General features: G+C 61.1%; 24 protein-coding genes and 4 pseudogenes. 19 read left to right on the top strand and 9 right to left on the bottom strand.

All coding sequences use genetic code 11. From position 1 onward, the window contains the following. Window positions 1-52: 52 nt before the first annotated feature. Window positions 53-433, bottom strand: a complete 381-nt coding sequence (locus tag ACF8R4_RS08430) for a DUF2946 domain-containing protein (protein ID WP_392492180.1) — start codon at window positions 431-433, stop codon at window positions 53-55. Between the two features lie 235 nt (window positions 434-668). Between ACF8R4_RS08430 and ACF8R4_RS08425 the strand changes: the two genes are divergently transcribed. From ACF8R4_RS08425 to ACF8R4_RS08415, 3 genes are all read left to right on the top strand, one after another. Next, window positions 669-1049, top strand: a complete 381-nt coding sequence (locus tag ACF8R4_RS08425; RefSeq protein ID WP_280071998.1) for a DUF2946 family protein — start codon at window positions 669-671, stop codon at window positions 1047-1049. Window positions 1050-1157: 108 nt separating this feature from the next. Then, entirely contained in the window at window positions 1158-3074 is a 1917-nt protein-coding gene (locus ACF8R4_RS08420; RefSeq protein WP_392492178.1) for a TonB-dependent receptor domain-containing protein, read from the top strand. Between the two features lie 55 nt (window positions 3075-3129). Beyond that, window positions 3130-3561 carry a copper uptake system-associated protein gene (locus ACF8R4_RS08415; RefSeq protein WP_060497281.1) on the top strand — a complete coding sequence of 144 codons (432 nt, stop codon included), beginning with the start codon at window positions 3130-3132 and terminating at the stop codon, window positions 3559-3561. Here ACF8R4_RS08415 and cydB (ACF8R4_RS08410) read toward each other — a convergent pair. Further along, window positions 3558-4652 carry a cytochrome d ubiquinol oxidase subunit II gene (gene cydB / locus ACF8R4_RS08410; protein ID WP_392492176.1) on the bottom strand — a complete coding sequence of 365 codons (1095 nt, stop codon included), beginning with the start codon at window positions 4650-4652 and terminating at the stop codon, window positions 3558-3560. The genes ACF8R4_RS08415 and cydB (ACF8R4_RS08410) overlap by 4 nt on opposite strands. A gap of 332 nt (window positions 4653-4984) precedes the next feature. Here cydB (ACF8R4_RS08410) and ACF8R4_RS08405 point away from each other — a divergent pair, with 332 nt between their 5' ends. Beyond that, entirely contained in the window at window positions 4985-5140 is a 156-nt protein-coding gene (locus ACF8R4_RS08405) for a hypothetical protein (RefSeq protein ID WP_156342047.1), read from the top strand. Window positions 5141-5190: 50 nt separating this feature from the next. Here ACF8R4_RS08405 and ACF8R4_RS08400 read toward each other — a convergent pair. The 4 genes and pseudogenes from ACF8R4_RS08400 to ACF8R4_RS08385 form a co-directional block, all read right to left on the bottom strand. Next, window positions 5191-5463, bottom strand: a pseudogene (locus ACF8R4_RS08400) (LysR family transcriptional regulator); the annotation flags it as partial. Window positions 5464-5535: 72 nt separating this feature from the next. Further along, entirely contained in the window at window positions 5536-6111 is a 576-nt protein-coding gene (locus ACF8R4_RS08395; RefSeq protein WP_156867902.1) for a putative natural product biosynthesis protein, read from the bottom strand. 77 nt (window positions 6112-6188) lie between these two features. After that, the gene (locus ACF8R4_RS08390) at window positions 6189-6578 is read right to left on the bottom strand and encodes a DUF2946 family protein (RefSeq protein WP_060497285.1); all 390 of its coding nucleotides are present in this window, start codon (window positions 6576-6578) and stop codon (window positions 6189-6191) included. Between the two features lie 165 nt (window positions 6579-6743). Then, window positions 6744-7121, bottom strand: coding sequence for a DUF2946 domain-containing protein (locus ACF8R4_RS08385; RefSeq protein ID WP_156867901.1), 378 nt, complete (start codon window positions 7119-7121; stop codon window positions 6744-6746). A gap of 288 nt (window positions 7122-7409) precedes the next feature. Here ACF8R4_RS08385 and ACF8R4_RS08380 point away from each other — a divergent pair, with 288 nt between their 5' ends. From ACF8R4_RS08380 to ACF8R4_RS08360, 5 genes are all read left to right on the top strand, one after another. Next, window positions 7410-8825 carry a cytochrome ubiquinol oxidase subunit I gene (locus ACF8R4_RS08380; RefSeq protein ID WP_392492174.1) on the top strand — a complete coding sequence of 472 codons (1416 nt, stop codon included), beginning with the start codon at window positions 7410-7412 and terminating at the stop codon, window positions 8823-8825. Window position 8826: 1 nt separating this feature from the next. Then, window positions 8827-9834: a cytochrome d ubiquinol oxidase subunit II gene (cydB, locus tag ACF8R4_RS08375; protein ID WP_392492172.1), complete on the top strand. Its 1008-nt coding sequence runs from the start codon at window positions 8827-8829 to the stop codon at window positions 9832-9834. Window positions 9835-9846: 12 nt separating this feature from the next. Beyond that, window positions 9847-9987 carry a DUF2474 domain-containing protein gene (locus ACF8R4_RS08370; protein WP_082426321.1) on the top strand — a complete coding sequence of 47 codons (141 nt, stop codon included), beginning with the start codon at window positions 9847-9849 and terminating at the stop codon, window positions 9985-9987. Between the two features lie 101 nt (window positions 9988-10088). Then, the gene (locus ACF8R4_RS08365) at window positions 10089-10496 is read left to right on the top strand and encodes a DUF2946 family protein (protein ID WP_060497288.1); all 408 of its coding nucleotides are present in this window, start codon (window positions 10089-10091) and stop codon (window positions 10494-10496) included. A gap of 75 nt (window positions 10497-10571) precedes the next feature. After that, a complete protein-coding gene (locus ACF8R4_RS08360; RefSeq protein ID WP_060497289.1) occupies window positions 10572-12623 on the top strand; it encodes a TonB-dependent receptor in 2052 nt (683 codons plus the stop codon). 70 nt (window positions 12624-12693) lie between these two features. Here ACF8R4_RS08360 and ACF8R4_RS08355 read toward each other — a convergent pair. Further along, window positions 12694-12834, bottom strand: a pseudogene (locus ACF8R4_RS08355) (copper resistance protein CopD); the annotation flags it as partial. Window positions 12835-13024: 190 nt separating this feature from the next. Between ACF8R4_RS08355 and ACF8R4_RS08350 the strand changes: the two are divergent. Then, window positions 13025-13693, top strand: a pseudogene (locus ACF8R4_RS08350) (DNA cytosine methyltransferase); the annotation flags it as partial. 239 nt (window positions 13694-13932) lie between these two features. Then, window positions 13933-14313: a hypothetical protein gene (locus ACF8R4_RS08345; protein WP_223624033.1), complete on the top strand. Its 381-nt coding sequence runs from the start codon at window positions 13933-13935 to the stop codon at window positions 14311-14313. Window positions 14314-14691: 378 nt separating this feature from the next. Here ACF8R4_RS08345 and ACF8R4_RS08340 read toward each other — a convergent pair whose 3' ends face one another. After that, window positions 14692-14928, bottom strand: a complete 237-nt coding sequence (locus tag ACF8R4_RS08340) for a hypothetical protein (RefSeq protein ID WP_392492170.1) — start codon at window positions 14926-14928, stop codon at window positions 14692-14694. A 173-nt stretch (window positions 14929-15101) separates the two neighbouring features. Here ACF8R4_RS08340 and ACF8R4_RS08335 point away from each other — a divergent pair, with 173 nt between their 5' ends. The 8 genes and pseudogenes from ACF8R4_RS08335 (at window position 15102) to ACF8R4_RS08300 (ending at window position 19028) form a co-directional block, all read left to right on the top strand. Then, window positions 15102-15752 (top strand): hypothetical protein, encoded by a 651-nt coding sequence (locus ACF8R4_RS08335; protein ID WP_392492168.1) that lies wholly within the window; start codon window positions 15102-15104, stop codon window positions 15750-15752. Continuing rightward, entirely contained in the window at window positions 15749-16003 is a 255-nt protein-coding gene (locus tag ACF8R4_RS08330) for a hypothetical protein (protein WP_164524675.1), read from the top strand. Before ACF8R4_RS08335 ends, ACF8R4_RS08330 begins: the two co-directional genes overlap by 4 nt. After that, on the top strand, window positions 16000-16566 hold the full coding sequence (locus ACF8R4_RS08325) for a hypothetical protein (RefSeq protein WP_392492167.1): 567 nt from the start codon (window positions 16000-16002) through the stop codon (window positions 16564-16566). Before ACF8R4_RS08330 ends, ACF8R4_RS08325 begins: the two co-directional genes overlap by 4 nt. Before the next feature lie 43 nt (window positions 16567-16609). Next, entirely contained in the window at window positions 16610-16933 is a 324-nt protein-coding gene (locus ACF8R4_RS08320; protein ID WP_392492165.1) for a helix-turn-helix domain-containing protein, read from the top strand. A gap of 56 nt (window positions 16934-16989) precedes the next feature. Beyond that, window positions 16990-17316, top strand: a complete 327-nt coding sequence (locus ACF8R4_RS08315; RefSeq protein ID WP_060497297.1) for a hypothetical protein — start codon at window positions 16990-16992, stop codon at window positions 17314-17316. A gap of 62 nt (window positions 17317-17378) precedes the next feature. After that, a complete protein-coding gene (locus ACF8R4_RS08310) occupies window positions 17379-17555 on the top strand; it encodes a hypothetical protein (protein WP_164524676.1) in 177 nt (58 codons plus the stop codon). A gap of 19 nt (window positions 17556-17574) precedes the next feature. Continuing rightward, a complete protein-coding gene (locus tag ACF8R4_RS08305) occupies window positions 17575-17979 on the top strand; it encodes an AlpA family transcriptional regulator (protein ID WP_223624038.1) in 405 nt (134 codons plus the stop codon). Continuing rightward, window positions 17865-19028, top strand: a pseudogene (locus ACF8R4_RS08300) (tyrosine-type recombinase/integrase). The gene ACF8R4_RS08305 and the pseudogene ACF8R4_RS08300 overlap by 115 nt, the downstream one beginning before the upstream one ends. Before the next feature lie 604 nt (window positions 19029-19632). On the opposite strand, the gene ACF8R4_RS08295 reads toward ACF8R4_RS08300, so the two are convergent. Then, on the bottom strand, window positions 19633-20670 hold the full coding sequence (locus tag ACF8R4_RS08295) for a hypothetical protein (RefSeq protein WP_232891422.1): 1038 nt from the start codon (window positions 20668-20670) through the stop codon (window positions 19633-19635). Between the last annotated feature and the right edge of the window lie 505 nt (window positions 20671-21175).

The following is a 21175-nucleotide window of genomic DNA, read 5'->3' as shown; positions in this document are numbered from 1 at the left end:
CCATGGGCCGCAGACGCGCACACGGCCACAGGTCCGTGTGGCGCAGTGAGGTTCAGCGCGGAGAGGCGCGAGGATTGGAGGACGGCCAGCAATAGCGAGGCGGCGCATGCCCGAGGGGCGCGCGGGCGAAAGCGCGCCGGTCGATGTTCGACAGCAGCCAGGCCAGTGCAGCCAGGAACACCAGGTGCATGAAGCCCGCCGCGCAGAGCGGGCAGCTGAACGGCGTTGCCAACCCACTGTCGGGCAAGGCCGAAAGGTCCTTGGCGGCCAGCGCCGAGGTGTCGCTGCTGAGCGAGCAGAACTGCCCGCCGATGCCGTTGAGCGCCAACCCCAGCATCTGCCCATGGCCCAAGCCACAGGAGAACACGTTGAACAGCACACTGAAGTACAAGGCCCAGGCAATGAAGGCGCGTCGTGTCGGGGGGTGGTTCATGCACCGGATCCGTGGCGTTGGAGGTGGGCGGATGCCGACTGCGATTCTCGCCTGGCAATCCGCACAAGGCTTTCTAGACTCTTCTGCGACAATCCGCCACACCCCTTGCCGAGCGGTGGCGAAACAATAGTCGCCTCGGCAGGGTGTGGCAGACTGTCGCACCCTGCGCAATCGAGCAGCGTTGCTAGACTCACGCCTCGCCCCATTCAACCGTAGCGGCCATCGAGCAAAGGATATGCACCGAGCAGCAGGACGTCGCCACGCCTTCGCCTGGATACTCTATGCCAGCGTGCTGTTCGCCGTGCTGCACTGTGGCATCGGCCACGGTCAGGCCACCGGCTTGGCGCTCAATGGCGCCGGCAGCGCGTTCTGCGGCCACGCTGGTGCGCCGCCTGGCCCCATCGGTTTCGAACAATGGCTAGGCGAGAACCTGGCCGCCAATACCACGCTCGATTGCCCACTGTGCAGCCACGCGGGCCTGGCGTTCACGCCCCTGCTGCCAGACCTGCCGTTCGCACACGCTGCGCTCGATGACCGCCTGCCCGCTGCCCCGGCAGCCTGGCCCCGTCGCCTGTGGCCCGCAGCCAACCCCCGCGCCTCGCCTGCCCTGGCCTGATCCGTTGTCCCTGACCCGCCCCACGCCCCTGGCTCTATGCACCTGGGGATGCCGCCATGCGCGCGGGGCTGGCCCGTCTCGACTTATCGCAACAGGAACACCCAGAGCATGAAGAACAAGACGCTTTGCTGCGCCGCCGCACTTGCCCTTTCCAGTGGTACCGCACTGGCCCAGACCGACAGCGTGGAGCTGCCCGAAACCACGGTGGTCGGCACTTCGGTCATTGACCAGAACAACGTTGACAGCTTCGGCAGCCTGACCACCGTGGTCGGCCAAGAGCAGATTCGCGACCTCAACGCCCTTGACCTGTCCTCCGCCCTGCGCCGCACCCCCGGCGTGGTGGTGTCGCGCTTCAACCCGGTCGGTTCGTTCGGCGGCGCCGAGGGTGGCGCCGTGTACATCCGCGGTATGGGTGCCAGCCGCCCGGGCAGCGAGATCAAGACCTACATCGACGGCGTGCCGTTCTACATGGGGGTGTGGGGCCACCCGCTGCTGGACCTGCTGCCGATCAATGCCATGCAGAGCATCAGTGTGTACAAGGGCCCGCAGCCGCAGAAGTTCGGCAACACCTTCGCCGCCATCGACCTCACGCCCAAAGTGGCCGAACAGGGCGATAACCACCACGGAGAACTGCAACTGACCGGTGGCAGCTTCCGTACCGCCACCGAACAGGCCAGCCTGATCGGCCGCGAAGGCAACTTCGACTACCTGCTGGCACAGGGCGCCGCCCACTCGGACGGCGACCGCAGCGACGGCGACGGCCGCCTGAACAACGGCATGGCACGCCTGGGCTATCGCCTGAACGACAACTGGAGCACCGGCTTGCTGGTGCTGCACGCCAACAACCAGGTCTCCGATCCCGGCCAAAAAGGCCTGCCAGAGACCAAGAACGGCGAATTCAACACCCGTGGCACCCTGACCTCGCTGTCTGTGGCCCACGAGCATGATTGGGGTAATGGCAGCCTCAAGCTCTACCATAACGAGGGCCGTGGTTCCGCCCTTGACCAGACCGGCCTGGACGGCGACACCATCAGCGACTTCACCCTTCAGGGCATTCGCTGGGAAGAGCAACTGCGCCCTTGGCAAGGCGGCGAAGTGGCGTTGGGCCTGGACGTCGACGAAAGCAAGGGCGAAGTGCACTTCAAGCGCATTGCCCCAGCGCCGCAGGCGAAGTTCGACGCCCCTACCCTGCGCGTGACCTCACCGCATATCGCCGTCAGCCATGCCTTCGCCCTCAACGACCGCTGGACCCTGACACCATCGGCGGGCGTGCGCACCTACGAACACAACGTCTTCGAAAGCGCCACCGCACCCCACGCCGGGCTGCTGCTGTCGTCGGACAATGTCGAGTTCCGCGCCAATGCCTCGCGCGGCATCAACTATCCGGGCCTGGAGGCCTCGGTGATGTCGAGCCTGATCCCGGCGCTTGGCGAAACCTGGAAAGACCTCAAGCCTGAAAAGCTCGACCATCAGGAGCTGGGTGTGCGCTTCAACCCGATCGACACCGCCACCCTGGACCTGGCGGTGTTCAAGGACAAGCTGCAGGACCGCTACCTGTTCGCCTTCCCGCCGACCGTGTCGAGCCCGTCCTACATCAACCTGGGCGACTACAACGTCAAGGGCGCCGAAGCCACCTGGCAGCAGCGCTGGACCAGCAACTGGAGCAGCTTCGTCGGTTTCACCTGGCTCGACCCGTCGCTCAAGACCCTGCCCTATGCGCCGCAGAAGTCGCTGTCGTTGGGTACCACCTACGAGATCGGCCGCTGGCGCCTGTCGGCAGACGCGCAATACCAGAAAGACATGTACGTACTGGCCGAAGAGCGCACCGCCGGTGCCAGCAACTTCTCCAAGGTCGACAGCTTCACCGTGGTCAACATGCGCGTGGGCTACGCCGTGCCGGCGCTGGGCAAGGTCGGCGAAGTGTTCGTCGCCGTGGAGAACCTGTTCGACCGAAACTACGCCTACCGCACCAACTACCCGATGCCCGGCACTTCGGCGCAGTTGGGTGTGAAGATGGGCTTCTGAGCCCGCCACCGGACGCTGCCGACAGTCGTCGGCAGCCTCATAAAGGAAAACGCAGATGAAAGCACCGATCCTTGCCTTGCTGCTGGCCTGCAGCCCGCTGCTGGCCATGGCCGACACCGCCAGCGAGCAACAGAGCATCCAGCAACTGATGCGGCACAACTTCGAACGCCCCGACGCACCGCTGGATGTCGGCCCGGTGACTGTCGAAGGCGACCATGCGGTGGCCGGCTGGCTGCAGGACCAGCGCGGCGGCCGCGCGCTGCTGCGCAAGGGGCCTCATGGCTGGCGCGTGGTGTTGTGCGCCGGCGATTCGTTGCTCGACCCGGCTACCCTGCGCAGCGCGGGGCTCGGCGAACAGGACGCGGCCCGGCTGAGCCAGGCCGTGCGCCAGGCCGAAAGTGAACAGCCAACCGAGCGGGTCAAGCAGTTCGCGCTGTTCCAGGGCGTGGTCAAGGTCGACAAGGACGCTGCCCACGGGAATCACTAATGAACAGGCCGGGGCTTTTCAAGCCCGGCTTGTGTGTCACAGCGGTCCGAACCCTTGAGGCTGGCAGCCAGGGTATAAGCCAGCAACATCGGGAGCAATACACTGGCGAGAATCAGCAGGGTACCCAAGGTTCTTTCGTCACTGGCCGCGCTCCATAGGGTCATGCTGGCAGACGGTTGCACGCTGGAAGGCAAGATGAAGGGGAACAACGCCAGCCCTGCGCTGCACAGCGTTGCACCTACTGTCAGGCCACTGCCCAACAGCGCCATGCGAGGCCGGGCATGGGTGCAGGCGAACAGGCTCATGAGCGTGCCAGACAAGGCCAGCACTGGTGCCAGGCCGGCTGCAGGCCAGGCCTGAAAATTGGCCAGCCAACCTGGATTGTTGGCCAGCACCACGAACGCGCCAGGCCCGCACAAGGTGGCCGGACGCTCCACGGCCCACAAGCTGTAACCGCGTGCGTTCGCTGCCAGCCCTATCGCAGCCACGATGAAACTGGCCAGGAACATCACGCCCGCAACGCCTGCAACCCGGCTTGCTGGCTGATACAGGGAGTGGCCACCACGCTGCATCACCCAGGTAGCGCCACACTGGCAGACCATCGCCAGGCTCACGACACCTGAAAGCAAGGCGAACGGACTGAAGAGACCGGCCAAAGAGCCGTGAAACTGCATACCCGCCTGACCACAGCGACTGAATGGCAACCCAAGGAGCAGGTTGCCCAGCATGCCCCCCAACAGAGCTGCCGGCAGCAGGCCGATTGCCAACACTCTCCAGGTTTGGCGCGGTCGGGCGGCTTGCCAGGCAGATCGGCGCAGCAGTATCAGCAGGCTCACCAAGCCTGTCATCAGGCAGGCCAGGCCACCGAGCGATGGCCAGACCAGCGCAAGCGTGCATCCCAGGGCCAGCAACCACAGCAGGTTGATAGGCTGAGGCGCGGCCGCAGACGACTGCAGCGGTTCGGCACCTTGCCCCGATAGCCACGGCACCAGCACCCGCGCGCCCATGTCCAGACTTTCGCCCAGCACAAAACCGATCAGCATCACGCCAATCAATAACCACCAGACGATTTTCAGCAGTTCGTGGTCCATGACGGCTCTCCCAGCCTGAAAAAAGCGGCCCATCCGAAGAAGGGCCGCTGTGGGTTGCCTGCCGTGCAGCGTGGATGGGACAACGGCAAAGCAGGCTCTGCCCATGCTAGGCGTTGCCTGCGGCGCTCCCCACTGCGACAGCCCGTCGCAGTGAGTGGTAAGCATTGGCTCCACGGGCGCCCAGCAGTGGCGCAGGGAAAACTGCGGCAGCCTGTCGCACCGCAGCGTACGGCATTACCCCGGCCGCGGCCCGATACAGCAGCGACTACGCTAAATGGCCTATCAGCCTCGATAACGAAGGCTGCCGCGATCAATCAAACAAGGAGCTGCCAATGAAACCTTTCATGTTCAAAGGCTTGCGCAAAGCCAATGGATTGCTGTTGGGCATGTTGTTGACGAGCTTCGCCATCACCGCCCTGGCCCAGGTCGAAGTCAAGGTCGATGCACCGGTACGTCCGCTGGCCAGCGGCGACGACTTGCCGGACTAGCAAGCACCCAGTTGCAGTGCTGAGCCTGCTCCCGTGCGAGGCAGCCCGTTGGCGTGCAAATCCAGCGTGCGGTGTATCTCGCGCTCCGCCGTATCCACCAGTTCGAGGATCACACGGCAGCGTTTCAGGTAACGGTTGCCGGCTTCGGTCAGGGCGATGCGGCGGGTGGTGCGGTTGAGCAAACGAATATGCAAGTGCGCTTCCAGTTTGGAGAGCATCCGGGAAACGCTGGCAGTCGTGGTGTCCAGGCATTCGGCCGCGCCGGTCAGGCTGCCGGCCTGAACCACGCAACTGAACGCGCGCATGGCTTGGAGTACGTCCATCGTCAGTATCTCGCTAGGTATTCAGTGAAGTGGGAAACGGGCGGCGTATTGCCGCCCAGGTCCTGGCTTGGCTTAGCCGGGCACCGGCAACCAACGCCGGAAGCTGCTCGCGCCCTTGGCGCTCAGCGGGCTCCAGGAAAATTCCCACGGGGGTGGCGGCAAGTCTTCATCCGCCTGGGGCGTTGGTAGCGCCGGGCGAACGCCGGTTTTCCACTCCACCACCCGTTCATCCATCGGTTGCCAGGCCAGCACCAGGCCACGGGCCTGGGACACGTCAGTTGCGACCCACAACGCCGCCGCCGCCACCATGAAGGCTTCGATGTGCTCCTCCGTCACCCGTGCCTGGTAAGGAGAGTTCAGTAACCAACGGCAAACGCTGATGTAGTAGGTCCAGTCCAGCGCCGGATGGTGCCGGTATGCCCAGGTCATGAATCGTCGGAACAACTCCAGGCCTTCTGGCGGATCAAGCTTGAGCAGCCCTGGGCAGACATCGAACAGCGTGTGCCAGTAAGGCAGCAGACGTGCATCGAGGTTGACGAAGCTGCGGGCATTGCAGGGGTAGTCGGGAAACGGCAACAGAAAGTCGCCGCTGCGCGACGGACGAGCGGAAGGCTCCAGCAATGCTGAAGCGGTCAGGGTACGAGACATCGTGTGCTCCTGGGTACGGCTAGCCATCGGCAGGCCGACACCCCGCCTTTCGCGGGTGCGGCCTGGGTCCTTGCAGGTCAGGCGATCGCCGTCGGGGAGGCACGGGGGTTGATCGACGGCCAGCGGTGCCGGGGCGAACGCAGCCCAACAGCCGGTTGCCGGTCGACAGGCAGCGCAGGCAAGGCAAAGCCTGCCAGGACCAATGCAGCAGGCATGGGTGCCGGGCCGCCCTGGGCGCAGCAGCAATGTCCGGGGTCGGCCGTTTTCGGGCTTAGGTTGCCATCCTTGTCCGGAATCGCCGGCTGTACGCCGCCCGACGAGCAGTAGCTGCCCGCCAGCAATTGCTGCAGGCTAAGGTCGCCCAGGGTACTGGCCATCGGCAATGCCAGCACCTTGAGCAGCATCGCTAGCAGCGCGGCGACCCAGAGGTTGTCCCAGGTACGTGCGCACAGGCCGCAACGGCGCATGTTCACGCCTCGCCAGGTAGCGCGGGCGTGGAGATTCGACAGGTCATGAGGGCCTCTCTCCAACGACGGTCAAACCAGCCAGCAGTTACATGCAAGGCATGCACTGCCGGTCTGGAGTGCTAAGGGCAGGCACAGGCCCGCCAGGGCGCCAAGGCGCCGGTAGCGTCAGAGAGGTGAAGCGCGAGGGTTGGACGAGGGCCAGCAATAACGCGGCGGCGCCTGGCTGCGGATTTCGCGCGGCAATGGCCGGCGCTCACGGCTGGCCAGCAGCCAGGCGACGGCAATCAGAAAAACCAGCGTTAGAAAGGCCGCCGCCCCCATCGGGCAACTGAAGGGGATGCTCAGGTCGCCCGCCAAGGCGTTGTCCTGCTTGGCTTTCAGCAGGCCAGTATCGCCACCAAGGCTGCAGAACGCACCGCCGAATCCATTCAGCGCCAATCCCAATGCCTGCCCGTGGGAAAGGCCACAGCCAAGTACATTGAACAGGACACAGAAGTACAGTGCCCAGGCAATGAGGGGACGGTTTGAAGGCAGGCGGTTCATGGGCCGCAACTTTAGCATCGAAAAAGGCCCCGCAGAAGCACCAACCTCGGCCTGCCCTCTCTGCGACAAGCCGTCACACCCCACGTAACAGGCCTCGATTCACCCGCGCGGGTGCCCCTCAGGGACAGATTGTCGCAGTTGGTCACACCCGCCACCGTCCTTACAGTGGCGCCGCCATCGCAATGGCCCGTGTCATTTCCCCAGACAGCAACGCTGAGCCGGCCAGGACCCGGGCTCTGCTTCCCGAAAACGGCGCCAAGGTGCGCCACCCTGTGAGGCTCCATCATCATGAGCGTGCTCGAGGCGCTAGACCTGGCTCGAATCCAGTTCGCCTTCACCGTTTCCTTCCATATCCTGTTCCCCGCCATCACCATCGGCCTTGCCAGTTACCTGGCCGTGCTCGAAGGCCTGTGGCTGCGAACGAATCAGCAGGTCTACCGCGACCTCTATCACTTCTGGTCGAAGATCTTCGCCGTCAATTTCGGCATGGGGGTGGTGTCCGGCCTGGTCATGGCTTATCAGTTCGGCACCAACTGGAGCCGCTTCTCCGACTTTGCCGGCGCCGTGACCGGCCCATTGCTCACCTATGAGGTGCTGACCGCCTTCTTCCTCGAAGCGGGTTTCCTTGGCGTCATGCTGTTCGGCTGGAGCCGTGTCGGCCGGGGCCTGCATTTCTTTTCCACCTGCATGGTGGCGCTCGGCACGCTGGTCTCGACCTTCTGGATCCTGGCGTCCAACAGCTGGATGCAGACGCCCCAAGGGCACGAGATCATTGATGGCCGGGTGGTGCCGGTGGACTGGTTTGCGGTGGTGTTCAACCCCTCCTTCCCCTACCGCCTGATGCATATGGCCACCGCTGCGTTCGTTGCCACGGCCTTCTTCGTCGGCGCTTCGGCGGCCTGGCACCTGCTGCGCGGTCGTGACAACCCGGCGGTGCGCAAGATGCTGTCGATGGCCATGTGGATGGCGCTGATAGTGGCGCCGATCCAGGCGGTGATCGGTGACTTCCATGGCCTGAACACGCTCAAGCACCAGCCGGTGAAGATCGCCGCCATCGAAGGCCACTGGGAGAACGTGCCGGGTGAGCCAACCCCGCTGATCCTGTTCGGCATCCCCGACATGAAGGCTGAGACCACGCGCTTCAAGATCGAGATTCCGGCGTTGGGCAGCCTGATCCTGACCCACAGCCTGGACAAGCAGGTGCCGGCGATGAAGGAGTTCCCGCCTGAGGACCGGCCGAATTCGACCATCGTGTTCTTGTCGTTCCGGGTCATGGTCGGGCTGGGCTTGCTGATGATCTTCGTGGGGCTGTGGAGCCTGTGGCTGCGCAAGCGCGGCACGTTGTACAGCTCGCGGCCGTTCCTCTACCTCACGCTGTGGATGGGGCCGTCGGGGCTGATCGCGATCCTTGCAGGCTGGTTCACCACCGAGATCGGCCGCCAGCCGTGGGTGGTCTACGGCCTGCTGCGCACGGCCGACGGGGTCTCGAACCATGACGCCACCCAACTCAGCATTACCCTGGTGACGTTCGTGGTGGTGTATTTCGCCCTGTTCGGCACCGGCCTTGGCTACATGATGCGCCTGGTGCGCAAAGGGCCGAAACCTGGCGAGGGCGACCATCACACCCCAGGCGGTCCCGGCCAGCAACATACCCCGGCGCGGCCGCTGTCCGCCGCCGACGATTACCAGGCAGAGGTGAATTGACATGGGCATCGACCTTCCACTGATCTGGGCGGTGATCATCATCTTCGGGGTGATGATGTATGTGGTGATGGATGGCTTTGACCTGGGGATCGGCATGCTCTTCCCCTTCGTCAAGGACGAGCGTGACCGTGATGTGATGATGAACACGGTCGCCCCGGTCTGGGACGGCAACGAGACCTGGTTGATCCTCGGCGGGGCGGCACTGTTCGGTGCCTTCCCCCTGGCCTACGCGGTGGTGCTCGAAGCGCTCTACCTGCCGCTGATCCTGATGCTGATGGGCCTGATCTTCAGGGGCGTAGCCTTCGAATTTCGCTTCAAGGCCAAACCCGCCAAGCGCCATCTCTGGGACAAGGCCTTCATCTGCGGCTCGCTGGTCGCGACCTTCTCCCAAGGCGTTGCCCTGGGCGCCTTCATCGAAGGCATCAAGGTGGTCGAGCGCAGGTATGCCGGCGGCGCACTCGACTGGCTCACGCCGTTCAGCCTGTTCTGCGGCCTGGGTTTGGTGGTCGCCTACACCTTGCTCGGTTGCACCTGGCTGGTGATGAAGACCGAAGGGCCGCTGCAGCAGCGCATGCACGATGTTGCCAGGCCGCTGGCGTTGGTATTGCTGGTGGTCATCGCTGTGGTCAGCCTGTGGACGCCACTGGCCTATCCGCAGATCGCCGCCCGCTGGTTCAGCATGCCCAATCTGCTGTGGTTCCTGCCGGTGCCCCTCCTGGTAGTGGTCACCTTCTACGGGCTGCTGCGTGCCGTGGCACGCAATGCACACTACACCCCGTTCCTGTTGACCTTGGCGTTGATCTTCCTGGGTTACAGCGGGCTGGGCATCAGCCTGTGGCCCAACATCATCCCGCCTTCGGTCAGCATCTGGGATGCCGCAGCGCCGCCGCAAAGCCAAGGCTTCATGCTGGTGGGCACGCTGTTCATCCTGCCCATCATCCTCGGCTACACGTTCTGGAGCTACTACGTGTTCCGCGGCAAGGTGACCCATGAAAACGGCTACCACTAGGAGCATAAGGTGATGACCTCGAGCGTGAAGCAGCCTCTGTGGCGCAGACTGGCCTGGCTGGCGTTGATCTGGGCTGGCAGTGTCACGGCGTTGGGCCTGTTCGCCTGGCTGATCCGATTGTTCATGCTAGCTGCCGGCATGCGCACTCATTGACCCCCCTTGCGGGTGCGCCTGCGACAAAATGGCGCACCCGTGAACTTTTACAGCCCGCAAGGGATGCGGCTTAATGCACGCCTCATTCGTTCGGGGGTTTCATGGCTGCACGTGCTCGCGCACACTTCTATCTGCTGGCCTGCTTCGCCGTGCTGTTCAACCTGCTGGCGATGCCGCTCGACCGTGCCTTGCAAACACCCCGCATCGATAGCCAGTCACTGATCCTCGGTAGCTTCTGCAGCCTGCACGGTGCGCAGAGCCTGCCCAAGTCACTGCTGGCCCAACTCAAGGCCGAGTTGCCGCAACTCGACGATCAGCCGGCAACGAAAAACCAGGCGGGCGACTGCTGTTGCGGACACGCCGGGCATGCCTTGCTGGCCAGCGACTATTATCGCCACCTGTTCCCCCGCTTCTGGCCCGACGCACTGCTGCTCGGTGACAGCCACAGGCTGCCACTGCCACGCGAACAGTGGCCAAAGCTGAACCCACGCGCCTCCCCCCTGGCCTGAACCGTCGTTGCTTGCCCACAGCTGCCCCGTGACTGCGGTGTGCAGCCCTGCTCGACCGTTTCCAGGAAACCACTCATGTCTGCGTTCCGTTGCACCGCACGTGCCGTTCTGCCCGTGCTCGCTTTGTACAGCCTCAGCCCCATGTCACTGGCCATTGCTGAAACACTGCCCGCTGAAAACTCCACCCTCACCCTCGGCGCGGTCACCGTGACCGGCAATGAAAGCGGCCCGCTGGCCACCAGCAGCGTGCTCAGTTCGGTGGACATCCTGGGCGGCGATATCCTCGAAAAAATGCCCGTGACCTATAGCTGGGAACTGTTCAGCCGCGCGCCCGGGGTGATGCTCACCGAGTTCAACCAGGGCACCACCTCGGGCAAACTGTCGTTCCGCGGCTTCAATGGCGAAGGCGAAGTGAACGCGGTGAAGTTGCTGATCGATGGCATCCCCAGCAACACCAACGATGGCAACATGCCCTTCATCGACTCGGTGTTCCCCATGGACATCGACAGCATCGAAGTGGTGCGCGGCACCAGCGACCCACGCTACGGCCTGAACAACATCGCCGGCAACGTCAACATAAACACCCGCACCGGCGGCAACTACAACAAGGCGCGCGTGCGCTACGGCAGCTTCAACACCCGCGAAGTGCAACTGGCCAAGGGCATCGAGACCAGCAACTGGACGCAGAACTATTTCTTCGGTCGCCAGCAGGTCGACGGCTATCGCGACCATGCCGACACCGAGCGCTACAGCTTCGGCGGCAAGTGGTTCTACACCCCTGACGATGGCAGCTACCGCCTTGGCCTGATCGCCCGCCACTACGAGTCCGAAGCCCAAGAGGCCGGCTACCTGACCGAAGACGATGCCCGCCATCATCCGCGCATGAGCAACGCCTACAACGCCACGGACAAAGGCACACGGCGGATGAACCAGGTCAGCGTGCACTTCGACACGGACTTGACCGACAACTTGTCCTGGTCGGCCAAGACCTACCTCAACACCTTCGACGACCGCCGCTGGACCCAGTACTGGCGCACCAGCTCACAGCAGGAGCGCGACACCTACGAAGACCAGTACGGCGCCATCACCTCGCTAACCTGGCGGCCGCAGGTGGACTGGCTGCACGCCTTCGCCCTGGAAGGCGGCAGCGATGTGCAGAAGCAGCAGAACCGCAGCGAGCGCTATCGCACCGTGGAACGTGTGCGTCAGGCCCAGACCCGCGACCAGGACTTCGACTTCAACACCGTCGGGGCCTACGTGCAGGCAGAGATCGAGCCGTTCGAATCACTGAAGATCGTGCCGGCCTACCGGGTGGACAAGATCAGTGGCGACTTCACCAACAAGATGACCGGGCAGGACTACGACATCAACGACTATGGGCTCATCAAGCAGCCCAAGCTCAGCGTGGTCTACTCGCCTTGGCGCTTCGCCAGTGTCTACGCCAACTGGGGGCGCACCTTCCAGGTCGGTACCGGTGCGGCGGCCTACAAGGTGCCGCCGCGCAACGAAGACCTTGACCCGTCGATCAACGAGGGCTGGGAAACCGGCGTCAAGTTCACACCTGCCAGCTGGATCGATGGCCGCGTGGCCTACTGGCGCCAGGACGCCACCGGTGAAGTCAGCCGCCGCCTCAACGACCCCAGCGGCGAATCGGACAACGTCGGTGAAACCCGGCGCTGGGGCTACGACCTGCAGGTCAACCTGCATCCGAACGAGCGCACCGAGATGTGGATGTCGTACTCCTGGCAATACTCGAAGATCCTTGAGCCGAGCAGCGCATTGCCCGACAGCAAAGGCAAGGAAATCGACCACGTGCCGCACCACCTGTGGAACACCGGCATCAGCTACCAGGCGACCCCTGCCCTGCAACTGAACGCCTGGGCGAACGGCCAGACCAATTACTACCTGGAGCGTGAGAATACCCAGGGCACGTACGGCGGGTACGTACTGATGAACCTGGGTGCCATCTACAAACTCAGCGAAACCATGAGCGTAGACCTGCAACTGAAGAATCTGACCAACCGCTATTACGAGTACGTCTGGTACGACCCCGATGGCGCCGATGCCTCGCTGCATTCGCCGGGTGACGGTCGAGCTCTGTATGCCGGGGTGACCTTCGATTTCTAAAAGGGATCTGCGTTCTATCTGGTGAGTGGTCTGTTACGCCAAAGCGCTGGCGTTACAGCGATCACTTGCATCAGTTGAGCGGGGTGGGTGGGAGTGTCCCCAGCAGTGAGACCGCTGCGACTGCCGCCACCCCACAGAACCATTCAACCAGGATGCTGATGCGCAGTACGTGAATACGGCCTGATCGAGCATTCAGTCGATTGAAGTACGCACTTATCTTTGACCCGGCGCTCGATGCAGGCCATGAGGATGTCGTGGTTGCCCGCGACGGCCGCCTGACCGTCTTCGGTGGAAACAACACTTCCGGGCCAATTGATGTGGCACCAGCTCGCAACGCATGCGCCAGCGCCAGCGCCAGCGCCAGCGCCAGCGGAAGGATGGACTTTGAATCCGAGGCATTCGTCGTATCAGGCACGCTCCAGGCGAATGGCAAAGCTGCAGGCAGCGCCACCCAGCAGGACGCCGAGAACGGCATGCTGGTCGTGCACGGCACGCAGGACCCGGATGTGCTCAAAGGCCTGGCTCACCCTCTGGGCAGGAACAGCGGGCAGGAGAACGCACTACTCGCCTTTAGCTGCAAGGACCACGGAGCCGATGCCGGAGACCTGGCCCCAACGCTTCGTGCCATGGGCCACGGCTCCAGCCATCCCAACGCCGGTGGCCAGGTCGCAGTGTGCATCACCGGCGAGATTACCCACACTCTGAAGGCCGAGGGTTTCGACGCAAGCGAGGACGGCACCGGCCGTGGCCAGCCAATCGTGGCCCACGCTATTCAGGCCGGTGCGCTGCGGGAGAATCCAGCCAGCGGGCCAGATGGCGTAGGCTTACAAGCCGAGCACACTTACACCTTGGAGGCTCGGGCTGAAGTCCAGGCAGTGCATACCTACTCCCAAGTTCGGCGCCTCACACCACGGGAGTGCGAATTGCTCCAGGGCTTTGATGGTGACCACACCCGCATCCCATATCGCGGCAAGCCAGCCGATGAATGCCCCGATGGCCCTCGCTACATGGCGATCGGCAACAGCAAGGCCGTGTTCGTCGTCCGCTGGATTGGCCGGCGCATCCAATAACAACTTGAACGCATCGCTTGAGGTTACCCATGCCCACAGAAAACCGATCCAGCAACACAGAGATGGTCAGCGTGCCGCGCTTCAGCTTGGAAGCGGCCCGCGATTGCCTCGTTATCTGCCAAGATCAGGCATTCCAGTCGTGCGAGTGCGAATCTTGCCCTCAATGCGGACTGATGCCCGACGAGTGCACCGGCACCGAATGCTCCAAGACTTGCCAATGCACAACCTGCGAGCACTGCATGAACAAGGACTCAATCGATTCGCTGACTACTCTGTTAGCCCGGCCAGTCCCCCAGCCCCACCCCGAGCCTATAGCCTGGATGGTTGGTACTGCCTTCTGGTGGACCAAAGAAGAGGCAGAGAGGGATGCGGCAGAGATGAACCTACCTGTGATTGGCTTGGGCCCAATGACCGATACCGGCGAGGTTCAGCGGCTACGAGAAGCGCTGAAGTTCTACGCCGACCGGGACCACTTCGCTGAGGACATTGGCAGCGACTGGGACACCGTGAGCGGCGAGCCAGCGAACGTGCTGTGGCATGACTCCGAGGCTTGGTTCGTCGAAGACGGCTCCATTGCCAGGGCTGCACTAACAGAACGTTCTGAGCCGGACCTCTACTGAAAATCGCAGATCCCTCTGCGACTTCGAATCAGACCAGTCACGAAGGCTGTGTTTTCTGGCTCAGAAAGATGACCCATGCGTCATATGCATTTTGGTGCCAGACCACAGCATCATCCCAGGGGACGCCGTCAATCTCGCCTTTAGAAATTAGGTACCTGAGCCTGGAGTTTGAGGCATCCAATTCGAGGAGGTGCCGATGAGCCGTGTAGCGAAAATCTTCGTTGCTTAGCATTGGACTGATGTCCTAAAGGGCTGGCTCGAGAATACGTGCCGATGTCCCTGTACATTCATTGTGACATCAAATCGAAGCGGCAGCTCCGTAATCGGCACGAAGCACATTTGTACTCCTAAGCTGTAACCCCTCTCCCCTCTATTCGATCATCGAAAGTTGGATGCGTGCTCAGCTATCCAGTCGTTGGCGCGCTGCAGCGCCCAAGCCGTAGCAGCCGTCATCGTCTGACCTTTGCGCTCTGGGTAGTTTTCCTCGAGAAGCATCAGCCCCTTTGGGCCGTAAATACCGAAGAACAATTGGGTGATGTTCTCTTTTGAAACACGCACCTGAATGTTGATCAAAGTACCGCAGGGAAGGCGCTCATCGTAGTTGCGGAAATGCAACGCGGGATCGGCCCATTCCCAGTAAACCTTACCGCGTTTTCGCAGGGCCGGGCCTTCTAGAAGGAGGAGAGTTGACGTTTCGGTCAGCCTACTAAAGCCGTGCAAATTTTCCAGTAAAACCTTTCCCCTCTCCCCTCTATTCACTGCCGCGATATGGCGGCCAAGGCGAAGCTATGTCTCAAGCAAAGGAACGCCCGATCCTGTTCAGCGGGCATATGGTCCGCGCCATCCTAAACGGCCAGAAGACTGTCACACGGCGCGAGATCAAGCCCAGCATGCGGAGCGCTGATAGCAGCTTCGAGCTTCACCAGCAGGAAGACGAGTCTTGGCGCCCCATGCACACTTTTGACGAGAGCGGCATGGATGCTCAAGGTACTGAGCACCCGATTGTCTGCCCCTACGGCCAATTCGGTGACCGCCTGTGGGTTCGCGAGGCTTGGCTGGCAGATGCTCAACTCGATTCGATCGCACCGCGCGACCTGAGCCAGGGCGGGCCCATCATGTACCCTGCCGATGGAAGTGTCCGGCAGACAGGTTGCGCAATGATCTCGCAGGGCCGAGGGCGCCCCTCGATCCACATGCCGCGCTGGGCTAGCCGCATCCTGCTGGAAATCACCGCAGTGCGAGTCGAGCTGCTGCAGGACATCAGTGAGGAGCAGGCCGAGGCCGAAGGTGTTGGCTTTCTCCGCCGCGCGCCAGACGCCGACGAGACGCTGACTGCCGCCCAGTTATTCGAGTGCCTCTGGAGCAGCATCAACGGCGATGAATCATGGAACGGCAACCCCTGGGTCTGGGTCGTCGAGTTCAAGAGGATCGAGCCATGACCCGCCTCGCCCTCTGCCTCCTGCTGCTGGCCACCGGCGCCAGCGCAACCGAGAACGTCATCGACGTGCAGCACGACAGCCAGCGCGGCGTCACCTGCTACCTGCTGAACGGAGTCGGCATCAGCTGTATCCCCGACAGCCAGCTGCAGGCCGGCAACGAGCGCCAGCTCTCCCCGCACGAACAGCAGGACAACGGACCTACACCCGCTCTGGCGCCTGGGTGCTGGATTGATGAGAGGTATCAGCTGTGAGCAAGATCGACTGGAGCAAAGCGCCAGAATGGGCAGACGGCCATGGCCTAATCGCCCATCACGGCATAACCGAGGTGTGGATCAACATGGACCAGTACGCCGTGGTCGGAGCCGAGGATCGCGCTTATCCATATGGCGGTGGCGCGGGCGAGACGCGGCACAACTTCACGCGCGGCCAGGTCCAGTACATCACGCCTCGACCGGGGCAATGGGACGGCACAGGCCTTCCACCGGTAGGGGTGGTGTGCGAACGAAGGTTCCACGACAAAGAGGGAAGCAGCTGGCAGCGCGTCACGATCACCGCTCACGGCCACAAGAAAATCATGTGCCTCGAAGAAACTGGTGATGAGTGGGCGCACTTCGGGCTGGAGGTTTCGTTCCGGCCCGCCCGCACTCCGGAGCAGATCGCTGCAGATGAACGCCTGCACAAGGTCCGCAACGCTCACATTGCCATCGCAAGAACGCTTGAGTGTTTCCGGGGAGACATTCCAGCGGAGTCCGTTTCCCGACAGGTGATCGAGGCGATGATCGACGCCGGCTACATCAGGCAGGTGACGCCATGATCGCCCTCGCCTACATGGCCTACCTGGTATGGAAGGCGCCGCGATGAATCATACAGTCAGCTACGAAGAAATACGTAAAGCGATGCGAGAGAAAGGGATTACCCAATCCGAACTCGCCCGTAAGCTTGGTGTGAGCCAAGCGTCCATCAGCGACGTTTTGTGCGGCCGCAGTGCCTCATCCGGCAAACTTGGTCGCACCTTGCTGGCCGAACTCGAACTCACACCGCGCCAGGATCCACCCGCCGCTCCACGATGCCCATTCATGAGTTCATTCCCGGTGCGAATGGCAGTTTCAGGTCAGTCCCTGGCGAAACGCCTAGCTGAAGCACTGATGATTGCAGTGATCGCAAACCTGATCACGAAGTAACCCCTCCCCCAACTACTCAAGCCCGCAGACATGCGCGGGCATGGAGAGCTATTGCCATGACGAAACACAAACACACACCTGGCCCGTGGGAAATTGAACCGCTTGAAGTTTTCGGCCGCGGTGATCGTGAAGGTACCGCCCACATCGTGCTTTGGGACGAAGGCCGAGAGGGCTATACGGTAGTAGCCCAAGGGCTGAGCTATGACGATGATGAATCGGTAGCGAACGCCATCCTTATCGCCCAGGCCCCTCAGCTTCTCTCCGACCTGACCGACGCCGCCGCCCAACTGCGCAAGTACGAAACCCTGCACCGGGCTAAGGGTACCGCCGACAGCCTGGCCAAGGCCGAGGCCAACGCCGAACTTGCCTCGCGCTTCGAGTAGACCATTGCCGCGGCCACGGCCAGACTACCAACCTGCCGCCATCGGCGGCGTGGAGACCATCCATGAACCTGATCGACTGCTACGTCACGAAGATCCTCGTCGAGCCGTACCGCAAGTTCGGCGCCTGGTGGGTCGACGTTGAGTACGACAGCTGGGGCAGCACCAGCACAACCCGGCTCATGTTCCGCACCGAGGAAGCCGCCCGGGCGGCGAAGGTCGGGCACCACTTCACGGCCTGATCGGCCGCAGGAGAACCACATGGCGAACGCCAGCGCGGCACCGGCCGCTCGCATTCAGCCGCGCATCATCCGCGCCGGCGATGCACCCCACTACCTTGGCATGTGCCGATCGGAATTCAACAAGACCGTCAGGCCGCATGTGAGCGAATTCCCCATTGGGGAGCGCGGCATCGGTTTCGACCGGGAAGAGCTGGACGCCTGGGTGAACGACTACATCCAGGCCATGGCAATTGCGAAAGAAGGCGCTCAGGGACGACAATCACCCGGCAGCGAGCGCCCATCAGGAGATAAGGGATGGCGCGAAAGACAATCACATGCCTTTCCCAAAGGAACGGCATCTGGCACATCGACAAGAGGATCAACGGCGAAAGACTTTACGAAAGCACTGGAGCTTGTGACCGGGCGGAAGCGGAAAAGTACCTGATTCACCGGCTGGAGCAGATCCGGCAGCGCAAGGTGTACGGCGTTCGGCAGGTGCGAACCTTTCGGGAGGCGGCAACCAGGTACCTACTCGAGCACAAGGACCAGCCGTCAATAAAGCTGACCGCCCTATGCTTGCAACAGCTGGACCCATACTTGGGCGATTTGCCGCTGACGTACATAGACGACCAGGCGCTGGCCCCGTTCATTCGGGACCGGCAGACGGACGAAGACTTTCCGAATGGGAAGGTGCGGAAGGCAGTCAGCAACAGGACGGTGAACATCGCGATTGAACGATTGATTCGCGTGCTGTCGCTGGCTTGCCGTAAGTGGCGGGATGAAGAGCGCAGGCCCTGGCTCGACAGCATTCCGCTGCTGGCCAAGCTGGAGGAGAAGAGAGCCAGTCGAAAGCCATACCCGATGTCATGGGACGAGCAGTCGATTCTCTTTGGGGAGTTGCCGGAACACCTGCATAAGATGGCCCTGTTCAAGGTGAACACGGGCTGCCAAGAGCAGGAGGTCTGCAAACTGAGGTGGGATTAGGAGATCTCGGTACCCGAACTGGGCACCACTGTTTTTCTGATACCTGCCGACTTCGGTGGCCGGCACGAGAACCCAGGCGTGAAGAACCGGGACGAGCGCCTGGTGGTGCTGAACAGCGTGGCAAAGTCGATCATCGACGGGCAGCGAGGGATTAGTCGGGAATGAGTATTCCCCTACAACGGCACCGGAATGCACAGGATGAACGACTCGGCCTGGAAGAAAGCGAGGGTGCGCGCGGCAAAGCTCTGGCAGGAGCAAAATCTGAGGCCGGCACACCCTGGGTTCGCTTCCATCAGGGTTCACGATTTGAAGCACACTTTCGGCAGGCGCCTGAAAGCAGCTGGTGTAACAGAGGAAGATCGGAAGTCGCTTCTTGGCCACAAGAACGGCAGCGTGACCAGTCACTATTCTGGCGTGGAGCTGGGACAGTTGATAGAGGCGGCAAACAAAGTTTCAGCGACGGACTCGCGTGGGCCGGTGCTGACGATTTTGAAGAGGAGGCAGGCGTAAAAACCTGAGAAGTCACGCAAAAGTCACGCAAAGGAAAAAGGCCACCCCTTGCGGAAATGGCCTAAGTCCTTGGGATTATTGGTCGGGACGGAGTGATTCGAACACTCGACCCCTTGCACCCCATGCAGCGGACGACACTCACGTAACTGTATGATTTTGTTAAATATATACCATCATCACGCTGGCCAAAATCTTTACTTTTCGAGCTTTTTGCAAACGAAAACACGCGGCCTCCAGCCTGGGTTTTGCGCAGCCTAACGGGCGTTACCTGTGTGGCACAAAGCGCTGAATGCATGAATGGGCGAAGTCAGCCTTCAACCGACTGCGAGACGTATTGGAGCCAGGCCCAGGGCCGGCATCAAGGACGCTTGATCTCTAGCGCCAACATCACCATGCAGTATTTTAGGGGTGTTGAGCGGTGCTAAGGGGTTGATTTTGTTGGGCGAAATCCGCCTCCTCATCCCCGCATTTCCGTATCAGTCGTATCAAAGTTGGTATCACTTGGTAGCCTCCGTTGGCTGTCCGCGTTCGCCCCATAGCCGCCCTTCGTGGAAGAGCGGCAAGAGGTGGCCAATTAGGTGATGAAATTGCAATGAGGTAGCAATTAGTGTGCGTCAGTTATTGCGGATTGCTCAACTTCATTTCTGAGCTGCAGGAGGTCACCTATCACAAGATAGGTATAAATGACATAACGATCGGCTTCATCCTGAGAAGAGATCACATGGTGAGATCCTTTTTGGGCGGCCTGAAAAATTGAATCAAGCCTTTCACCAAGGTATCTCATATGGGAGCCGACAATCTCATTGAAACGGTCCGAGCTTGAATTTTCTTCAACATATGCAATCAATCTATTGATATAATTATCGACCCCTAATTTTATGGTCTTTTTCTTCCCACCCACATCTACTTCTTTATCTTCTCTAGGGGGATATAAGCCGTCTGCGGTTTCTTGAAGTATCCTGCGGCAGCTATGGACGGCGTTAGCCCAGTCCTCATCGTTTTCTGAAATCAGGTTTTCATATACCGCAGAAAACTTTTTAATAGCCCCTGGAACCAAGTCGCCAATTTTCTTGTCAACCTTCGATCGTGTTCTTTCAAATATGTCACTCGGTATAGCCGAAAACTTCAACTCAAAATATATAGAACTAACATAGGAGTGTATGTACGCTCTACGAGCAGCTAACCACCGGGACCTATCACTCACGATTTCCCGCAAGTTTTTTCTTTCCCGTGCGTTGCCTACCGGATTCGAAACAAACTGATGCGGGTTAGCAGATGAAATGGAAGTGCTAGCATCAGCCGCCACGAGAATATTTTCTTTGGCCGTGACCATTTCCAGTTCAATTTGCTCTAAAGAGTCACACTTACAATAACTCTTCTCTTCATCATCTTTGATCTGCTTATAGATTCTTCCAGCCAACTCCGCAAGCTGCCAAACTCGGGGCTCGACACCCTTGGGAGTCTTCGGATAACCACTTGCTTCATAAAGCATAATTTGCTGCTGGTCAAAGTCCCCAACAAGCCTAGCAAGCCTACTAGCCTTCAAAGCAATTGACGTCAATGGTGCCTGACTTAACTCAATTTCTGATAGAATTGCTTCGCTCAGTGGCAGTGCTTCCTTCAGTGTACCGTTCTGGCTCATTCGAACTCCAAGCTGTTAATTAAAAACCTGGGCCTTGCTGGGTTATTCACGCATTGGCGGAAGTCATGGACTCGCGCAGTGATTATAGTTGCTTACGCGGTTCTACTGGCAATTCAGCGTCATAACACCACGATGCGGGAGGGGGATTTGGCCGCATCTGCCTCCGCAAATGGTAGCAATGAGGTACAGCGGCTAGCCGCAGCGGGCAGGTCTGAGTCGAAAGCAGTCCTTGGGGGAGCCCGATTTCGAGCCGCCCAACTGGTGCGTCCAGGTACAGGTTCTGCTCAACGGTTTTCAAGACCGTAGGACAAACCCCCAAGCCATGCGGGCTGTACCGCAAAATCGATTCCAAAACAAAGACAAAACGACACGGCTACAGGCCGCATACTGCAAGGGTCGCCGTTCCAGTTTTGGAATCGATTTTGAGGTGCTTGCTTACCTTGGAGCAGGCCCGCAGTCCCGCCCTTTCCAACAGAAGCCCCAATGGCATACGCTGTACCCTGCA

Source organism: Pseudomonas sp. FYR_2, assembly GCF_043106425.1.
Taxonomy (GTDB): Bacteria; Pseudomonadota; Gammaproteobacteria; order Pseudomonadales; family Pseudomonadaceae; genus Aquipseudomonas; species Aquipseudomonas monteilii.
Note: the sequence above shows the minus strand (reverse complement) of the source record. Positions and strands in the feature narration are given on the sequence as shown.